Origin of the sequence: Diaphorobacter sp. ED-3 (genome assembly GCF_027625375.1) — a bacterium.
GTDB lineage: Bacteria > Pseudomonadota > Gammaproteobacteria > Burkholderiales > Burkholderiaceae_C > Diaphorobacter > Diaphorobacter nitroreducens.
In genome coordinates this window covers 3,477,516-3,494,953 of record NZ_CP115182.1, presented here as the reverse complement: position 1 = coordinate 3,494,953, position 17,438 = coordinate 3,477,516, and the positions used below count along the sequence as shown (strand labels likewise).

General features: G+C 64.4%; 14 protein-coding genes. 7 read left to right on the top strand and 7 right to left on the bottom strand.

Annotation, left to right across the window (positions count from 1 at the left end; all coding sequences use genetic code 11):
- Nucleotides 1-10 precede the first annotated feature (10 nt).
- Nucleotides 11-1,435, bottom strand: a complete 1,425-nt coding sequence (mpl, locus tag PCQ86_RS16945) for a UDP-N-acetylmuramate:L-alanyl-gamma-D-glutamyl-meso-diaminopimelate ligase (protein ID WP_270174277.1) — start codon at nucleotides 1,433-1,435, stop codon at nucleotides 11-13.
- A 216-nt stretch (nucleotides 1,436-1,651) separates the two neighbouring features.
- Between mpl and PCQ86_RS16940 the strand changes: the two genes are divergently transcribed.
- From PCQ86_RS16940 to PCQ86_RS16910, 7 genes are all read left to right on the top strand, one after another.
- Nucleotides 1,652-2,263 (top strand): hypothetical protein, encoded by a 612-nt coding sequence (locus PCQ86_RS16940; protein ID WP_270174276.1) that lies wholly within the window; start codon nucleotides 1,652-1,654, stop codon nucleotides 2,261-2,263.
- On the top strand, nucleotides 2,260-2,844 hold the full coding sequence (locus tag PCQ86_RS16935; protein WP_270174275.1) for a TlpA family protein disulfide reductase: 585 nt from the start codon (nucleotides 2,260-2,262) through the stop codon (nucleotides 2,842-2,844). Before PCQ86_RS16940 ends, PCQ86_RS16935 begins: the two co-directional genes overlap by 4 nt.
- A 110-nt stretch (nucleotides 2,845-2,954) precedes the next feature.
- Nucleotides 2,955-3,419, top strand: coding sequence for an acetyl-CoA carboxylase biotin carboxyl carrier protein (gene accB, locus PCQ86_RS16930; protein WP_011806734.1), 465 nt, complete (start codon nucleotides 2,955-2,957; stop codon nucleotides 3,417-3,419).
- A gap of 113 nt (nucleotides 3,420-3,532) precedes the next feature.
- Nucleotides 3,533-4,882, top strand: coding sequence for an acetyl-CoA carboxylase biotin carboxylase subunit (gene accC, locus PCQ86_RS16925; RefSeq protein ID WP_011806733.1), 1,350 nt, complete (start codon nucleotides 3,533-3,535; stop codon nucleotides 4,880-4,882).
- A gap of 84 nt (nucleotides 4,883-4,966) precedes the next feature.
- Entirely contained in the window at nucleotides 4,967-5,860 is an 894-nt protein-coding gene (gene prmA, locus PCQ86_RS16920; protein WP_270174274.1) for a 50S ribosomal protein L11 methyltransferase, read from the top strand.
- A gap of 49 nt (nucleotides 5,861-5,909) precedes the next feature.
- A complete protein-coding gene (locus PCQ86_RS16915; RefSeq protein WP_270174273.1) occupies nucleotides 5,910-7,247 on the top strand; it encodes a zinc-ribbon and DUF3426 domain-containing protein in 1,338 nt (445 codons plus the stop codon).
- Between the two features lie 25 nt (nucleotides 7,248-7,272).
- The gene (locus PCQ86_RS16910; RefSeq protein WP_270174272.1) at nucleotides 7,273-8,169 is read left to right on the top strand and encodes a carbohydrate kinase family protein; all 897 of its coding nucleotides are present in this window, start codon (nucleotides 7,273-7,275) and stop codon (nucleotides 8,167-8,169) included.
- A 97-nt stretch (nucleotides 8,170-8,266) separates the two neighbouring features.
- Here the strand turns inward: PCQ86_RS16910 and PCQ86_RS16905 are convergent, their stop codons facing one another.
- The 6 genes from PCQ86_RS16905 to PCQ86_RS16880 form a co-directional block, all read right to left on the bottom strand.
- A complete protein-coding gene (locus PCQ86_RS16905; RefSeq protein ID WP_172208460.1) occupies nucleotides 8,267-8,848 on the bottom strand; it encodes a histone in 582 nt (193 codons plus the stop codon).
- Between the two features lie 180 nt (nucleotides 8,849-9,028).
- A complete protein-coding gene (locus tag PCQ86_RS16900) occupies nucleotides 9,029-10,219 on the bottom strand; it encodes a ribonucleotide-diphosphate reductase subunit beta (RefSeq protein ID WP_088888365.1) in 1,191 nt (396 codons plus the stop codon).
- Nucleotides 10,220-10,357: 138 nt separating this feature from the next.
- Complete coding sequence (locus PCQ86_RS16895) at nucleotides 10,358-13,276, bottom strand: ribonucleoside-diphosphate reductase subunit alpha (RefSeq protein ID WP_011806727.1); 2,919 nt, start codon at nucleotides 13,274-13,276, stop codon at nucleotides 10,358-10,360.
- A gap of 356 nt (nucleotides 13,277-13,632) precedes the next feature.
- On the bottom strand, nucleotides 13,633-14,232 hold the full coding sequence (ampD, locus tag PCQ86_RS16890; protein ID WP_270174271.1) for a 1,6-anhydro-N-acetylmuramyl-L-alanine amidase AmpD: 600 nt from the start codon (nucleotides 14,230-14,232) through the stop codon (nucleotides 13,633-13,635).
- Nucleotides 14,213-15,721 (bottom strand): sigma-54-dependent transcriptional regulator, encoded by a 1,509-nt coding sequence (locus tag PCQ86_RS16885; protein WP_270174270.1) that lies wholly within the window; start codon nucleotides 15,719-15,721, stop codon nucleotides 14,213-14,215. The genes ampD and PCQ86_RS16885 overlap by 20 nt, the downstream gene beginning before the upstream one ends.
- A 15-nt stretch (nucleotides 15,722-15,736) precedes the next feature.
- Nucleotides 15,737-17,437 (bottom strand): sensor histidine kinase, encoded by a 1,701-nt coding sequence (locus PCQ86_RS16880; protein ID WP_270174269.1) that lies wholly within the window; start codon nucleotides 17,435-17,437, stop codon nucleotides 15,737-15,739.
- Nucleotide 17,438 lies beyond the last annotated feature (1 nt).

The window sequence follows — 17,438 nt, the reverse complement described above, 5'->3', positions numbered from 1 at the left end:
GCGATAGCAGCTATTGTTTTGATAGTTCTGCGAGCAGTTGGGCGTGCACTCCGCCAAAGCTGCCGTTGCTCATGCAGACGATGTGGTCGCCCGGCTGCACCACCGCGCGGATCTGGCCCACGAGCGTGGGCAGGTCGCCCGCCGTCTGCGCGCGCGCACCCATGGGGGCCAGCGCCGCAGCGGCGTCCCAGTCCAGGCCGGCGGTATGGCAGAAGGCCAGGTCGGCCGGCTCCAGCGCCCAGGGCAACTGCGCCTTCATGGTGCCCAGCTTCATGGTGTTGCTGCGCGGCTCGAACACCGCCAGGATGCGCCCGCGGCCTTCGCCCTTGGGGCCCACGCGCCGGCGCAGTCCGTCCAGCGTGGTGCGCAGCGCCGTGGGATGGTGCGCAAAGTCGTCATAGACAGCGATGCCCCGCACCGTGCCGCGCAGCTCCATGCGGCGCTTGACGTTCTCGAAGCGCGCCAGCGCCTCGGCCGCCTGGGCCGGCGTCACGCCCACATGCTCGGCGGCCGCGATGGCAGCGAGGGCATTGAGCTGGTTGTGCACGCCCGTCAGCGTCCACTGCACGCGTGCCACTGTGCGGCCCCGCTGCAGCACCTCGAAATCGTGCGGCGCGCCTTGCGCGCCGAAGTCGCTCACCGCGGTGCCAAAGTTGGCCACGCCGCTCCAGCAGCCGGCGTGCAGTACGCGTGCCAGGCTCTCCTCCAGCCCATTGACCACCACGCGGCCCGAGGGCGGCACCGTGCGCACCAAGTGGTGGAACTGCCGTTCGATCTGGCCCAGGTCGTCAAAGATGTCGGCGTGATCGAACTCCAGGTTGTTCAGCACGGCGGTGCGGGGGCGGTAGTGCACGAATTTGCTGCGCTTGTCGAAGAACGCGGTGTCGTACTCATCCGCCTCGATCACGAACAGCGGCGCCGTGGCGAGCGGTCCTGGCCCGGCCAGGGGCCGTACGGGTGCGCCCAGACGCGCGGATACGCCGAAGTTCATCGGCACACCGCCCACCAGGAAGCCGGGCGCCAGGCCCGCGCATTCCAGAATCCAGGCCAGCATGGACGTGGTGGTCGTCTTGCCGTGCGTGCCGGCGACGGCCAGCACATGGCGGCCCTGCAGCACATGCTCGGCCAGCCATTGCGGCCCGCTGGTATAGGGCGCGCCCGCGTCGAGGATGGCCTCCATCAGCGGAAACTTCGGCGTGCCGTCCGCCAGCCGCGCGCGGCTGACCACGTTGCCCACCACGAACATGTCAGGCTTCAGCGCGAGCTGGTCGGCGCCATAGCCTTCGATCAACTCTATTCCCAAGGCGCGCAACTGGTCGCTCATGGGAGGGTAGACGCCGGCGTCGCAGCCGGTGACACGGTGGCCCGCCTCGCGCGCCAGCGCGGCCAGGCCGCCCATGAACGTGCCGCAGATGCCCAGGATGTGTATATGCATGGCTCCCGATTCTATGGACCTCGGTGGAACCTCCAGGATTTATGAGAAAAATGGTTCTAACGCCCGTTGATAAAGCGCGAACAGCTATCGAATAAGGAGCAAATGGCGGATGCATGGTGCATTGCCCCTGCGGCGGGTGCGCCGTCACGGTTGCGTCAACGGTATTGCGGGGCATTGGGGCGACAATGGACGTCCTGCGTTCTGGACCGTGCCGCCATGCAAAACGCCCTTGCCATCGAAATCGCCAATGCCGCAGCCCGCCTGGTGGTCGAGGAGGGGCTGGAATGGGGGGCGGCCAAGCGCCGCGCGGTCAAGGAACTGGGGCTGCCCCAGCGCACGCCGCTGCCCGACAACGACCTCGTCGAGGACGCCGTGCGGGAGTACATCGGCCTGTTTTGCGCCGATACCCAACCCACCGAATTGCGGGCGCTGCGCGAATTGGCACTGGTGTGGATGCAACGCATGCAGGACTTCCGCCCCTACCTGGGCGGTGCGGTCTGGCACGGCACGGCCACACGGCTGTCCGACATCTACCTGGCGCTGTTCTGCGACGATCCCAAATCGGCCGAGATTGCCCTCATCGACCACCATGTGAATTACGAGCCGCGCACCGTCATGGGTTTCCGGGGCGAGCCGGTCGATGCCTTGAGTCTGAGCAGCCGATCCGCCGCGTTGCACGAAGAGATCGGGGTGCATCTGCTGATCTATGACCTGGACGACCTGCGTGGCGCGCTGCGCCCCGACGCCCGGGGGCGCGCGCCCCGGGGTGATCTGCAAGCCGTGCGCCGGTTGCTGCAGGAAATGCCTATTTCCACCCTGTCTTCATGAACGAGCCCACTCTTTCCTCTTCGGCGTCTGCCGATTCCGCAAAAGCGCCGACCGCCCATCCGCCCCGCCGCCGCTGGCTGCTGGTGGGGGCCGGTGCCCTTGCCGCCCTGGGGGGCGCGGGGCTGGCGGCCTGGCGGCTGCGGCCGGGCCCGGTGCAAGAGGGCGTGTCCGACGCCGTCTGGGGCGCTCAGTTTGAAGGCCCGGCGGGCGAAGTGCTGTCCATGGCCGCCTTGCGGGGTCGCCCCCTGCTGTTGAATTTTTGGGCCACCTGGTGCCCCCCGTGCGTGGAAGAACTGCCGCTGCTCAATGCCTTTTATGGGGAACACCGCGCCAAAGGGTGGCAGGTTGTGGGCTTGGCGATCGATCAGCCTTCCAACGTGCGCAAATTTCTAGAGCGCATGCCTCTCGATTTCCCAATCGCCTTGGGGGGGCTGGGCGGCACCGACCTGGCACGCCGGCTGGGCAACGAAAAGGGCGGGCTGCCCTTTACCGTACTGTTTGGCGCAAATGGCAGCATTTTGAAGCGTAAAATGGGCCAACTGACGGCGCAGGATCTCCAAGGCTGGTCCACAACGTGGTGAGCGTCTGTGTTTCCTCAATGGAGATGGTGGCAATTGGGGTCGTTTCGGTGAAATAGTCCGAAATTAGGGTAAATTCGCTCCCCATTCCGTTTCTAGCCGTTGGAGCCCCCATGGATTTGCGAAAACTCAAGACCCTCATCGATCTGGTCTCCGAGTCGAATGTTTCTGAACTCGAGATCACCGAAGCCGAGGGCAAGGTCCGCATCGTGAAGAGCGGCGGGGCCGTGGTGCAGCAGTTCGTCGCCGCTCCCGTCCAAACCCCCATGGCCGCCGCGCCCGTAGCGGCCGCGCCCACCGCGCCCGTCGCCGAATTGCCTGCCCCCGCGGCGGCGGCCCCTTCTGGCCATATCGTCAAGTCGCCCATGGTGGGTACGTTCTATCGCGCGTCCAGCCCGGGCGCGAAGCCGTTTGTCGAGGTGGGCAGCAAGGTCAAGGAAGGTGACACGGTGTGCATCGTCGAAGCCATGAAGATCCTGAACGAGATCGAGGCCGACAAGTCCGGCACGGTGACCCGCATCCTAGGTGAGAACGGGCAGGCGGTGGAATACGGGCAGCCGCTGTTCGTCATCGAGTAAGCCGCGCATGAGCGCTTCAGCCCCCGCCGCATGCGCTCGTTGCGCGTGCATGGCAGCACCAGGCGCTGGCGCGGGTTTTTGTCTGCATGCGGCCTTGAGCCGCGAGGCCAACCATGTTTAAGAAGATTTTGGTCGCCAATCGCGGCGAGATTGCCCTGCGAATCCAGCGTGCCTGCCACGAACTGGGCGTGAAGGCCGTGATGGTCTATTCCGAGGCCGACCGCGACGCCAAATATGTCAAGCTGGCGGAGGAGGCTGTGTGCATCGGCCCCGCGCCCTCGCCGCTGTCCTACCTCAACATGCCTGCCATCATTTCGGCGGCCGAGGTGACGGACGCCGAGGCCATTCACCCGGGGTATGGCTTCCTGTCGGAAAACGCCGATTTCGCCGAACGGGTGGAAAAGAGCGGGTTCCAGTTCATCGGCCCGACGCCCGACTCCATCCGCATGATGGGTGACAAGGTGTCGGCCAAGCAGGCCATGATCCGCGCGGGCGTACCCTGCGTGCCGGGCTCCGATGGCGAGTTGCCGGATGATCCGGTGCAGATCCGCCGCATTGCCAAGAGCATCGGTTACCCGGTCATCATCAAGGCCGCTGGCGGTGGTGGCGGCCGTGGCATGCGGGTGGTGCACACCGAGGCGGCGCTGGTCAACGCGGTGCAGATGACCAAGGCCGAGGCGCAGGCCGCCTTTGGCAACCCGGCCGTGTACATGGAGAAATTCCTCCAGAACCCGCGCCATATAGAGATCCAGATACTGGCCGACAAGTACCGCAATGCCGTGTACTTGGGCGAGCGCGACTGCTCCATGCAGCGTCGCCACCAGAAGGTGATCGAGGAAGCGCCGGCACCGGGTATTCCGCGCAAGCTGATCGAGAAGATTGGCGAACGCTGCGTGGCCGCCTGCAAGAAGATCGGCTACCGCGGTGCGGGTACGTTCGAGTTCCTGTACGAGAACGGCGAGTTCTACTTCATCGAGATGAACACCCGCGTGCAGGTGGAGCACCCGGTGACCGAGTGGATCACGGGCGTGGACATCGTGCGCACGCAAATCATGGTGGCTGCAGGCGAAAAACTGCCGTTCACTCAGCGCCAGGTTCAGATCCATGGCCATGCGATCGAATGCCGGGTGAACGCCGAGGACCCCTACAAGTTCATCCCGTCGCCGGGCCGCATCACGATGTGGCACGCGCCTGGCGGCCCGGGCGTGCGCGTGGACTCGCACGCCTATACGAACTACTACGTGCCGCCGAATTACGACTCCATGATCGGCAAGATCATCGTGCACGGCGATACGCGCGAGCAAGCCCTGGCGCGCATGCGCACGGCACTGTCGGAAACGGTGATCGAAGGCATCAATACCAACGTGGCGCTGCACCGCGAACTCATGGTGGACGCCAAGTTCGTAGCGGGCGGCACCAACATCCACTACCTGGAGGAGTGGCTGTCGCAGCGCCAGCGCTGATCGCCAGCACTTCTGACCTGCCCGCTGGCATCCGGAAACGGATGCCAGCTTTTTTCATGGATCGCGTGCAAGGAGGCTGATCCCATGTTCGAGCTGAACCTGTTGTGCCCCGAGGAACGGGTGGAGACCGTGAGCGATGCGCTCGATGCGCTGGAAGCCTTGAGCGTGTCCGTGGAAGATGCCGACGCGCACACCGATGCCGAGCAGGCGCTTTTTGGAGAACCTGGCATGCCGCCCCCGCGTGAGGGTTGGCAGCGTAGCCGCATCACTGCCCTGTTTCCTACGCAAGAGGCGGCCGAGGAGGCGCGGCAACTGTTGCAGGCCCAGGATTTCTTCGAGGGCTGCATCGTGCAGGGGGTGAGTGTGGTGCAGGAGCAGGACTGGGTCCGGCTCACGCAATCCCAGTTCGCGCCGGTGGACATCACGCCCGATTTCTGGATCGTGCCGACGTGGCACGAGATGCCCGCGGCTGCGCGCCGTAGCATCCGCCTGGATCCAGGGCTGGCCTTTGGCACGGGAACCCACCCAACCACGCGCATGTGCCTGCGCTGGATTGCCAAACATGGCGACGCGGCCGGGCAGGCGCTGGGGCGCGTGCTCGACTATGGCTGCGGCTCCGGCATCCTGGCGATCGGCGCCGCGAAATTTGGCGCCACAGAGATCGACGCGGTGGACATTGACGCGGCAGCCGTGGAATCCACGCGACAAAATGCGCAAGCCAACGGCGTGCAGGTGAACGCGGGTCTGCCCGAGCGCGCGCAAGGGCAATACCAGACCGTGTTGGCGAATATTCTGGCGACGCCGCTGAAGGTGCTGGCGCCCTTGCTCAGCGGCCATGTTGCGCAGGGCGGGCACCTTGTGCTGGCCGGCATCCTGGAGCGGCAGGCGGAGGAGCTGCAGGAGGCCTATGCGCCGTGGCTGCAGCTGCAGGTGTCGGACCGTGAGGATGGCTGGATCCTGATGACCGCGCGTCGCTAACCGCGCGGGCTGCGCGGGGCCGTAGAGGGGCCCCTACAATCCACAGCCGATGAGCCAGATCACCCGCTGCCCCCACTGCTCCACCACCTTTCGGGTGGTTGCCGATCAGCTGCGGATATCGGAAGGCTGGGTGCGATGCGGGCACTGCAAGGAGGTGTTCGATGCATCGCAGCACTTGCAGGTGCAGGAGGCGGAGCCGTTGCTTTCCGACCTGCTTCTGGATGCGCTCAAGCCTCCGCCACAGCCCGTCGGTAAAGCCTCGGAAGGCATTCAGGTCTGGGGCAGCGCGCGGCATGTGGAGGCTCCAACGTCGCTTGCGCCGGACCCGGTGATGTCTGCAGCGGCCGCGTGCGCACCGCAGGAAGTGGTTCCCGCGGCGGATGAAGGCCTGCGTACGGAAAGCGAACCTCCACCATGGGTTCCCCCACCGCCCCCGGTCCCCGCCTTTCTGCTGGCGAATCCGGAGGGCGCAGCGCCTGCGAAGACGCCGAAAGCAATGGCTGCGCCCCCGGTGGATGCCGATGCGGCGCCCCTGTCTCCAGCCGCGCGCGATATTCCCGCCCCGCCAGTCCATACGCTCCCGCGGGGTTACGAGTTACCGGCGGCGCCTCTTGAGGAGGATGCGGAATCGGAGGAACCCAGCAGCCAGGAATCCGCGGAAGCATCTGCCGTCCTGGTTTCACCGATACCCACAGAGGAGGGGGGCACGTCCGCTGCGGGGAGGGCGGCGCAGGAAACCATCGAATCACCAGAGATGGCGCCCAGCCCGGCTGAACCGCTGGAGTCCCTGGCGCCATCGGAGGATGCAGGCGCGCCATCGCTGGAGCGGGAAGAAGGGCACGCCGACGACCGCACGGATCCCGTCATTGAACCTGGCTTCGTGAAGGCTGCGCGGCGCAACGCGTTCTGGCGCAGGCCCTCCGTGCGTGTGGGCCTGTCCTTGGTCGGCTTGACGTTGGTGGTGGCCTTGCTTCTCCAAATCACCATCCAGGAACGGGACGACATCGCATCGCGTCATCCCGCGGCCCGCGCCTGGATGGAACGACTGTGCGGGCGCTTGCAGTGCGTGCTGCAACCTCCACGGCACATCACGGCCGTGGTCATCGACAGCTCATCGTTTCTGAAGGCGCGCCACGATCCGTCCGGGTACCAGTTGCAGATGAGCGTGAAGAATACGTCGACCCAGGCCGTTGCGATGCCGGCGCTGGAACTCACGCTGACGGATGCGCAAGACCAACCCATTGTGCGGCGCGTATTGCTGCGTGACGAACTGGGGGCCCCCCTGGAATTGGCACCAGGTTTCGTGTGGAGCGGTGCACTGCCGTTGCAGGTGATCCAGGGCGCTGCGCAGGTGGCCGGCTATCGGCTGGTGGCCTTCTATCCCTGATTTTTTACTCTTGAGCTTTGACCCTATGGCTGCGCTGATTTGCGGTTCCCTGGCCTTCGACACCATCATGACGTTCGATGGGCGTTTTGCAGAGCAAATATTGCCCGAGCAACTGCATATCCTGAATGTGTCGTTTCTCGTTCCCACATTGCGCCGCGACTTTGGAGGATGCGCTGGCAATATCGCATACAGCCTCAAGCTGTTGGGAGGCAACCCGCTGCCCATGGCCATGCTGGGCGCTGATGGCGGCGAATACTTGGCGCGACTGCAGCAACTCGGCGTCGACACCCGCTTTGTCGGCCGCGTGGAGGATACATACACCGCCCAGGCGATGATCATGACCGATCGGGACAACAACCAGATCACGGCGTTCCACCCCGGTGCCATGATGCAGGCCCACCTGCATCGCATTCCGCCCGGGGCGGGTGCGCACGTGGGCATCATCGCACCGGACGGCCGTGAGGCCATGCTGCAGCACGCGGCGCAATTCGCCGAGGCGGGCATTCCGTTCGTGTTCGATCCGGGACAGGGGTTGCCCATGTTCGATGGCGCAGACCTGCGTCGATTCATCGAGCAGGCGAGCTGGATCGCCGTCAATGACTACGAAGGCAAGATGTTGTGCGACCGTACGGGCTGGATCCTGGCAGAGATCTCGCATCGGGTCCGCGGCCTGATCGTCACACTGGGAGCACAGGGATGTGAAATATGGGAACAGGGTGTCAGGACGCATGTTCCCCCTGTGCAACCGGCGCAGGTGGTGGACCCCACGGGCTGCGGGGATGCCTGGCGTGGCGGTTTGCTCTACGGCCTGGAGAAGGGGTGGACCCTGGCACGTTGCGCTCAGTTGGGCAACCGGCTGGGCGCGCTCAAGATCGCACAGCGTGGTCCGCAGAATTACCAGCTGGACTTTCAACCCGACTGAGCGAGTGGCTGGGATCGAAGAAGCGTTTCTGACTGCGGATTCGCCATAAAAAAACCCGGTGCAAGCACCGGGTCGTAGGCTGGACTGTCCCGTAGCCTTATGGCTTGCCACCCGTAGGGAAGGGCCATGCGGCTTGCGGGTTCAGCGTTGTTTGCGCGACAGGAGCGGGCGCTGCGGCAGGAGCCTTAGCCTTCTTCGCGGGCGCGGCTGCCTTCTTGGCGGGTGCTGCCTTCTTGGCTGCTACGGCCTTTTTGGCAGGAGCGGCTGCCTTCTTGGCGGGTGCTGCCTTCTTGGCTGCTACGGCCTTTTTGGCAGGAGCGGCTGCCTTCTTGGCGGGTGCTGCCTTCTTGGCTGCTACGGCCTTTTTGGCAGGAGCGGCTGCCTTCTTGGCAGGTGCTGCCTTCTTGGCTGCTACGGCCTTTTTGGCAGGAGCGGCTGCCTTCTTGGCGGGTGCTGCCTTCTTGGCTGCTACAGCCTTTTTGGCAGGAGCGGCTGCCTTCTTGGCGGGTGCTGCCTTCTTGGCTGCTACGGCCTTTTTGGCAGGAGCGGCTGCCTTCTTGGCGGGTGCTGCCTTCTTGGCTGCTACGGCCTTTTTGGCAGGAGCGGCTGCCTTCTTGGCTGGAGCCGTCTTCTTAGCGGGAGCTGCTTTCTTTGCAGCGGGTTTCTTCGCAGTTGCCATCATTTTCTCCTTGGGTCGATTTGCAAAGAGCACCCCACGCCTGCATTGGGCGTGGAGCGATCCATGGCGACGACTGAATATGCGTCACCACGAATGCGGAAACGCCCCAAGGCCGCAGCGCCGAACGGTGCTGTGTGCGCGGAGCGTGGTTGAAAAATCATGGCCTGGTCTACGAAGATGTCAGTCCCAGGACAAGGCGCCGCCCGACTGGTACTCGATGACGCGCGTCTCGAAGAAGTTGCGTTCCTTCTTCAGATCAATCATCTCGCTCATCCAGGGGAACGGATTCTCTTCATTCGGAAAGAGCGCTTCCAGCCCGATCTGTGTGGCGCGGCGGTTCGCGATGTAGCGCAGGTAGCCTTTGAACATGGAGGCGTTCATACCCAGCACGCCACGCGGCATGGTGTCTTCGGCATAACGGTATTCCAGTTCCACTGCCTTGATGAACAGGGCCTTGATCTCGTCCTTGAACTCGGCCGTCCACAGATGTGGGTTTTCGAGCTTGAGCTGGTTGATCAGATCGATGCCGAAGTTGCAGTGCATGGACTCGTCGCGCAGGATGTACTGGTACTGCTCGGCAGCGCCGGTCATCTTGTTCTGGCGGCCGAGTGCCAGGATTTGCGTGAAACCCACGTAGAAGAACAGACCTTCCATCAGGCAGGCAAAAACGATCAGCGACTTGAGTAGTGTCTGGTCGCTCTCGGGTGTGCCGGTCGTGAAGCGCGGATCCATGATCGCTTCGATGAAGGGGATCAGGAACTCGTCCTTGTCGCGGATGGACTGGACCTCGTTGTAGGCGTTGAAAATCTCGCCTTCGTCCAAGCCCAGTGACTCCACGATGTACTGGTACGCATGGGTGTGGATGGCTTCCTCGAACGCCTGGCGCAACAGGAACTGCCGGCATTCCGGCGCCGTGATGTGGCGGTAGGTGCCCAGCACGATGTTGTTGGCGGCCAGCGAGTCGGCCGTGACGAAGAAGCCCAGGTTGCGCTTGACGATGCGCCGTTCGTCCTCGGTCAGGCCGTTCGGGTCCTTCCAGAGTGCGATGTCCCGCGTCATGTTCACTTCCTGCGGCATCCAGTGGTTGGCGCAGGTGGCGAGGTATTTCTCCCACGCCCACTTGTACTTGAACGGCACCAACTGGTTGACGTCGGTCTGGCCGTTGATGATGCGTTTGTCGACCGCAGACACGCGGCGGTGTTGGGGTGCTGCAGACGTAGTAGGGGCAGTGCGCGTCGAAGTGCTGGCGACGGACTGCAACACGGGTGCTTGGAAACCGTTTGGCGGAGGCTCCACAGGGCGGTCGTTGGAGTGACTGCCGTCCAAGAGTTTTTGCGATGAGGGCTTGACTTCGTCGTCCCAGGTGAGCATAGGTTTTCCAGTGGTCGGATTATGGAAGCAGTGCTTCAAAATGAAAAGCACCGAAGCGTTGCCAGGCGTGATCTGTTGCTTCACGACACATGCGAACGAGGCGACGATGTGTCACGCTGCGCCCGCATGCGCACGGCATTACTGGCAGGCTTCGCAGCCGGGGTCGTCAATGGCGCAGAACTTCACGTCGGTCGCAGGGATGGCAGCAGCCTGCGCTTGCGCTGCGGCCACGGCAGCGTTCAGTGCCGAGCTTGGTGCCATCGTTCCCTCCCCCGTGTCGCTTGCGCCAGACGCGACGGCATTGAGCTGGCGTGTGTTCACGGTGCTCATCTCCACATGCGTCGCGCTCTGCGTGCGCAGGTAGTAAGTGGTCTTCAGACCGCGTATCCACGCAAGCTTGTATGTCTCGTCGAGCTTCTTGCCTGAGGCGCCGGCCATATAGATGTTCAGGCTCTGCGCCTGGTCGATCCATTTCTGTCGACGCGCCGCCGCTTCGACGAGCCAGGTGGGAGCGACTTCGAAGGCGGTGGCATACAGTGCCTTGACGGTGAGGGGAACGCGGTCGATCGCGTGCAGCGATCCCTTGAAGTGCTTGAGATCCATGAGCATCACGTCGTCCCACAGGCCCAGCTGCTTCAGGTCGCGCACCAGGTACTGGTTGATGACCGTGAACTCTCCCGAGAGGTTGGATTTGACGGAGAGATTGCCGAAGGAGGGCTCAATGGAGGCGTCCACGCCAACGATGTTCGAGATGGTGGCTGTGGGCGCAATGGCGATGCAGTTGGAGTTGCGCATGCCGTCTTGCGCGATCTTGGCGCGCAGCATGTCCCAGTCCAGACGGGTCGTACGGTCCACCTCCACGTACCCGCCACGTTCCTGCTCCAGCAACTGCAGTGAATCCAGCGGCAGGATGCCCTGGGACCACAGAGAACCCTGGTAACTGGAGTATTGGCCCCGTTCTTGGGCGAGATCGGTTGAGGCCCAGTAGGCGTAATAGCAGAGAGCCTCCATGGAGGTATCGGCAAACTCCACTGCGGCGTCGCTTGCGTAGGGAATGCGCAGTTCATACAGCGCGTCCTGGAACCCCATCAGGCCCAGGCCGACGGGGCGGTGGCGCAGGTTGGAATCCTTGGCCTTCTGTACGGCGTAGTAGTTGATGTCAATCACGTTGTCCAGCATGCGCATGGCCGTGCTCACGGTTTTGCGCAGCTTGTCGTGGTCGATGCCTCCGTCCTTGAGATGGCGCGCGAGGTTCACCGATCCCAGGTTGCACACGGCCGTCTCGGCATCGCTGGTGTTAAGCGTGATCTCGGTACAGAGATTGGAACTGTGCACTACGCCTACATGCTGCTGGGGAGAGCGGATGTTGCACGGGTCCTTGAAGGTGATCCAGGGATGCCCGGTCTCGAACAGCATGGAAAGCATCTTGCGCCAGAGGTCGACGGCCGGTACGCGTTTGAACAGAGGCAGCTCGCCGCTCTCGGCCTTGGCCTCGTAGGCGATGTAGGCTTTTTCGAAGGCCTGTCCGTACAGGTCGTGCAGATCAGGGACATCCGAGGGGGAAAACAGTGTCCACAGGCCCTTTTCCATTACGCGTTTCATGAACAGGTCGGGAATCCAGTTGGCCGTGTTCATGTCGTGTGTGCGTCGCCGGTCGTCGCCGGTGTTCTTGCGCAGCTCCAGGAATTCTTCGATGTCCAGGTGCCAGCTTTCCAGGTAGGTGCAGACGGCACCCTTGCGCTTGCCGCCCTGGTTCACGGCCACGGCCGTGTCGTTGACCACCTTGAGGAACGGCACCACGCCTTGCGACTCGCCGTTCGTGCCCTTGATGCGTGCACCGAGGGCGCGTACGCGTGTCCAGTCGTTACCCAGGCCGCCCGCGAACTTGGACAGCAGGGCGTTTTCCTTGATGGATTCGTAGATGCCCTCCAGCTCGTCGGGCACCGTCGTCAGGTAGCAGCTGGACAGCTGCGAGCGCAATGTCCCGCTGTTGAACAGCGTGGGCGTGCTGCTCATGAAATCGAAGGAGCTGAGCAGTTCGTAGAACTCGATGGCACGGGCGTTGCGGTCGTCCTCGCGCAGCGCCAGGCCCATGGCCACGCGCATGAAAAAGGTCTGAGGCAGCTCGATGCGCGTTTTGCGCACATGCAGGAAGTAGCGGTCGTACAGCGTCTGTAGGCCAAGATAGTCGAACTGCAGGTCGCGCTCGGCCTTCAGTGCGCTTCCCAGGCGTTGCAGGTCGAATTCCATCAGGCGCGGGTCGAGCAACTCGTTGTCCACGCCCTGGCGGATGAACTGTGGAAAATTCTCGGCGTAGGCCAGGGCCATGTCGGCGGGATTCACGTCGCGGCCTAACACCTCGCGCACGATGGTGTGCAGCAACAGTCGTGCCGTCGCGTAGGTGTAGCCGGGATCTTTCTCGATCAGGGTGCGCGCCGCGAGGATGGATGCCTTGTACACCTCGTCCATGGGTACGCCGTCGTACAGGTTGCGCATCGTCTCCGCGATGATGGGCGCGGCCTGGACGTCCGATCCCAGGCCCGTGCATGCGGCTTCCACCAGGCTCTGCAGGCGCAGAATGTCAAGCTCCACGCGCTGACCTTGGTCCTGTACATACAGGGCCGGCATCTGGGGTAGCAGTTGTTCCTTCTTCTGTGCGCGTTCTTGCGCGCGGCGCTCGCGGTAGAGCACGTAGGCGCGTGCCACCTCATGATGGCTGCCTCGCATCAGGCCCAGCTCCACCTGGTCCTGCACGTCCTCAATGTGGAACGTTCCTCCCGCGGGGCGCGAGCGCATCAGCGCGCGCACGACTGCCTGGGTCAGCTGATCCACCACTTCGCGCACGCTCGCCGAGGCTGCTCCCTGTGCCCCGTGAACGGCCAGGAATGCTTTCATCATCGCCACGGCGATTTTTTGCGGCTCGAAGGGCACCACGGCGCCGTTGCGGCGAATGATCTGGTAGTGCATCAGTGGATGGGCCCCGGTCGGCGTGGCTGACGGGGTGGCCCGTGCAGGCGATGGGGTGTCAACAGGAACGGATAGGGGCGCAGCGTGCATGGAGGTCCTCGGAGGTGTTCGGAGAAATGGCCAGGCGGACGGGTAGTCACCTTCGGCCGGCGAAACGGCGGCTTAGACTGTCGCCGCACACTATATCTAGTGTGTCTTGATGGTTCAAGACACTAGGGGTAGTGTATCCCCATAAGAGGCTGGCGAGATCGTTTCGTCGTGATTGAACGCCTGGGCCTTCTACTGCCGTCGCAGCCTCCGTAGGGTCAGGCCCGCATCCGACGGCTTGAGCCATGGTGCGGCATGCTGGCCGATCTTGCGCGCAAACGCGCGTGCAACTTCATCCTGAGCAGTGAAGGCGAGGCGAAGGCGCAAAGTGCGGCAATGCGTCCGGGTGGCTGGAGGGATCAGCACCCTGGCGGAAAAAGAACACCCGTGCCGGCGAAGGCTCCATGAAGTACACGCCAGTCAAACCCAGGGCCTGGGTCGTGTTTGCGTTCAGGCGCGATGTGCTCATGCCCTGCGATGTAGCGCACGGGGTAGCGCTGCCGCAGCGCCTTGCAAAGGGTCACAAGGGTGGCGTATTGCGCCTGCTCGAAGCTTCCACCTTCCAGCCCCTCCAGCTCAACGCCGATCGAGTCGTCGTTGCAGGCATCGCGCCCTCGGTAGTGGGAACGGCCCGCGTGCCAGGCGCGTCGGCCCACGTCCACGAACTGCCACAGCACACCTGCGCGCGTGATGAAGAAATGCGTCGACACTTCCAGGCCGCGAATCTGCTGGAAATAAGGATGGGCGTCCCAGTCCAGCCGGTTCATGAAAAGCCGGTGGACATGGTCCCCGCCAAACTCTCCGGGGGGAAGGCTGATGGAATGCACCACGATGAGGTCCACGCTGGCCTGCGGGGGGCGTGGCCCGTGGTTGGGCGAGTCCATGCGTCTCGCATTCGCGTACCAGCCGCCGTGCCAGGCGGGCCGCCGGGCCGCAGGCTCAGGGCTGCGCGTCGCCATGGCTGTCGCCGTCTTGCGGTACCTCGATGTGCAGCCGGGCAATCCGGTAACGGATCTGGCGCAGGCTGATGCCCAGGCGGGCTGCGGTGGCCGTGCGGTTGAAACTCGCCTCGCGCAGGGCGCGCACGAGTATTTCCCGTTCCTGCTGGTCGAGCCAGGCTTGCAGATCGTTGGGCAGGGGCATGCCTTCGCTGATGCCGGACCAACGAGGGGGCGCGTGCGGCTCAGCGGGCTGCGCGATGGCTGGTGCGGACGGTACGGGCTGCGGTAGGGGCGGCGGTGCCTCCACGGTGGAGGCTGGCGCGCCTTCAACGTGCAGCTCATGGCCATCGCTGAGGGCTACCGCGCGATGCAGCAGGTTTTCCAGCTCGCGCACATTGCCGGTGAGCGGGTGCTGTGCGATGCACTGCAGCGCTTCCTCTGTCAGGTGGGGAACGGCCACCCCCGATTCTTGCTCGATACGGGCCAGCAAGGCCTCGCACAGCGCGGGCAGGTCCTCTCGCCGCTCGCGCAACGGTGGGATCAGCAGTTCGATGACATTCAGCCGGTAATACAGATCCTGGCGGAAGCGCCCCGCCTGCACGTCAGCGGCCAGGTCTCGGTGCGTGGCGCTGACGATGCGCACGTCCACGGCTTCTTCCTGCGTGGAGCCCAGGGGCCGTACCGTGCGCTCCTGGATCGCACGCAGCAGTTTGGATTGCATGGGCAGCGGCAGGTCGCCAATTTCGTCAAGGAACAGCGTGCCTCCACGGGCGGCCTGGAAGTAGCCCTCCCGGTCGTGCGTAGAGCCGGTGTAGGAACCCTTGCGCGCGCCAAAGAACTCTGCCTCCAGCAGGTTCTCGGGAATTGCGCCGCAGTTGACGGCGATCAGCGGGCCTTCGGAGCGCTGGCTGCTGGCATGCAGCGCGCGGGCCACCAGTTCCTTGCCCGTGCCTGACTCGCCACGCACCAGCACGGGGGCCATGCTGCGCGCCACCTTGGCGATGCGCTGCTTCACATTGCGCATGGCTTCGGAGTCGCCGATCAGGCGATCCAGCACAGGATCTTGCATGTCCGGCCACTGCGTGGCGTTGCGTGCGCCGGGGCGGGTGGCTTTGGGCGCCGCCAGTACGGCGCCAATACCCTGCACCGCCGAGGCCACCACGGCACGGAATTGCTTCAGGTCCACGGGCTTGGTCAGGTAGTCGAACGCGCCCGCGCGCAGCGCCTCCACCGCGTTCTCGGCCGATCCATAGGCCGTCATGACCACGCAGCGTTCACGCCGCTGCTGGCTGCGCAGGCCGTGCAGCAAGTCCATGCCGAAGCCGTCGGGCAGCCGCATGTCGGTGATCACGACGTCGAACTTCTGCGTCTGCAGCTGTTGGCGCGCGTCGTCCACGCTGGCGGCGGTCTCCACGCGGTAGCCTTCGCGCAGCAGGGTCAGCTCATAGAGGGTGCGCAGATCGGGTTCGTCATCGACGACAAGGATGGAGGCGGTGGATGCATTCATGGTCTGTGGGCCGTGTCAGACCACGATTGTGTCAAACAGTGATGCGCTGTCTGCAGGGCGCGAAAGGCTGCGGAAGGTCACAGTGAAGGCGTTTCCCGCCACCTCGCCGCGCGCCAGGCTGCGTGTGGTGCGCTGGTGACCGATGTCCGCCCCGTGGCGCTGGCACAGCTCGCGGCAGATGTACAAGCCCAGCCCGCTGGAGCGGCTTTCGGATGAGAAGAAAGGCTCGAACAGATGCCGCTCCACCGATTTGTCCAGCGGTGCGCCATCGCTCCACACCTGCACGCCGGCCTTCCCGCCGGGGGTGGCGCGCGTCGCGAGGCACAGCGAATCGGGTTCGGGTCCCTTGTAGCGCAATGCGTTGTCCAGCAGGTTCACTAGCACACGCCGCAGGTGCTCGGCGTCGAACTCCACCTGCGCCGAGCCCGCGTCCAGTATCAGTTGCCCCTGGCGGCGTGCGGGGTCCTGCGCCGTCCAGTCGTTCCACACCTGCTGCACCGTGGCATCCAGTGCCACGGTGGAGGAGCTGGCCTGGTGGATCTGGTGCTGCACGCGCGCAATGTCCAGTACGTCCTCCGTGATGCGCACCAGCCGGTCGGCGTTTTGACGCACCATGTGTGTCAGGCGCTTCTGTGTGGGGTCGTCCAGGTCTTCTTCCAGCAGTTCGTTGGCCTGCACGATCGCTGCCAGCGGGTTGCGGATCTCATGTGCCACGGCGGCCGACATGCGCCCCATGGCGGCCAGCTTCTCGGTGCGCAGGCGCGCTTCCATTTCGCGCAGGTCGTGCAGGAACATCACGCACAGCGGCTCCCCCGGAGAGTCGTCCGGGGCGTCCTGCGTGTGGGTGAGCCATGCGCGCACGCGCAGGGCCATGGGGATCTGGCCATCGTGCAGGACGTTGACATCGGCATGCTGGGGACGCTCCATCTGGAAAGTGGCGCACGCCAGATCCATGAGGGGTTTGAAGGCCGCCGTGTGCGTGAGCGTCAGGGAGGAATCTCCGGAGATCTTGTGGCCGAGCATCAGCAACGCCGCGGGGTTGGCCAGGCGGACCTGGCCATGCAGGTCCAGCACCAGCACGCCATCGGCCACGTGCTGCATCACCAGGGCACTGACCGCGCGGTGGGTGCGCGCATCCATCTGGCTGCGCCGGGCCATCTGCTGCTCGCTGGTGAGCTTGGCGGCCAGCAGGTGCACCAGATAGGCGACGATGAAGTAGCCGGTGCCTGTCAACGCCGCCTGCAGGTAGCGCTGCGTGCCGTCTCCGGCGCCGCCGTATGTGCCCAGCCACCAGGCCCAGGCCAGCAGCAGCAGCGTGGCGCCGGCCGTGGTTGCCAGAGCCAGTGTCAAGGATCCCAGCACGCCTGCCATCAGGACCGGAAGTCCGAACAACGGCGTGAAATTCAAGCCGCCCGACTGCTGCAGCGCCTGCAGCACGCTGACCAGCAACAGATCCAGCCCGATGGACGGCAACCACTGGATGCCGGGCCGCGGATCAGGGACGGCGCCGTGCCCCCACACCCGCAGCGCCACCGTGGCCACCAGGTAGCCCAGGCAGATGCTGAACAGCAGCGGTTCGCCGGCCTGGTTGAGTGCAATGCCCAGCAACTGCAGCAGCAGCAGCGCCAGCGCCACCATCACGCGCGCTGTGAGGAAGGCATTCCACAGGCGATGAAAGGGCAGGGGAGAGGCGGCGGCTGCCAGCTTGGAGGGCATC

Coding starts and splice junctions, on each gene's coding strand:
- mpl (WP_270174277.1), bottom strand. CDS start 1,435: ATGCATATACACATCCTGGGCATCTGCGGCACGTTCATGGGCGGCCTG.
- PCQ86_RS16940 (WP_270174276.1), top strand. CDS start 1,652: ATGCAAAACGCCCTTGCCATCGAAATCGCCAATGCCGCAGCCCGCCTG.
- PCQ86_RS16935 (WP_270174275.1), top strand. CDS start 2,260: ATGAACGAGCCCACTCTTTCCTCTTCGGCGTCTGCCGATTCCGCAAAA.
- accB (WP_011806734.1), top strand. CDS start 2,955: ATGGATTTGCGAAAACTCAAGACCCTCATCGATCTGGTCTCCGAGTCG.
- accC (WP_011806733.1), top strand. CDS start 3,533: ATGTTTAAGAAGATTTTGGTCGCCAATCGCGGCGAGATTGCCCTGCGA.
- prmA (WP_270174274.1), top strand. CDS start 4,967: ATGTTCGAGCTGAACCTGTTGTGCCCCGAGGAACGGGTGGAGACCGTG.
- PCQ86_RS16915 (WP_270174273.1), top strand. CDS start 5,910: ATGAGCCAGATCACCCGCTGCCCCCACTGCTCCACCACCTTTCGGGTG.
- PCQ86_RS16910 (WP_270174272.1), top strand. CDS start 7,273: ATGGCTGCGCTGATTTGCGGTTCCCTGGCCTTCGACACCATCATGACG.
- PCQ86_RS16905 (WP_172208460.1), bottom strand. CDS start 8,848: ATGGCAACTGCGAAGAAACCCGCTGCAAAGAAAGCAGCTCCCGCTAAG.
- PCQ86_RS16900 (WP_088888365.1), bottom strand. CDS start 10,219: ATGCTCACCTGGGACGACGAAGTCAAGCCCTCATCGCAAAAACTCTTG.
- PCQ86_RS16895 (WP_011806727.1), bottom strand. CDS start 13,276: ATGCACGCTGCGCCCCTATCCGTTCCTGTTGACACCCCATCGCCTGCA.
- ampD (WP_270174271.1), bottom strand. CDS start 14,232: ATGGCGACGCGCAGCCCTGAGCCTGCGGCCCGGCGGCCCGCCTGGCAC.
- PCQ86_RS16885 (WP_270174270.1), bottom strand. CDS start 15,721: ATGAATGCATCCACCGCCTCCATCCTTGTCGTCGATGACGAACCCGAT.
- PCQ86_RS16880 (WP_270174269.1), bottom strand. CDS start 17,437: ATGCCCTCCAAGCTGGCAGCCGCCGCCTCTCCCCTGCCCTTTCATCGC.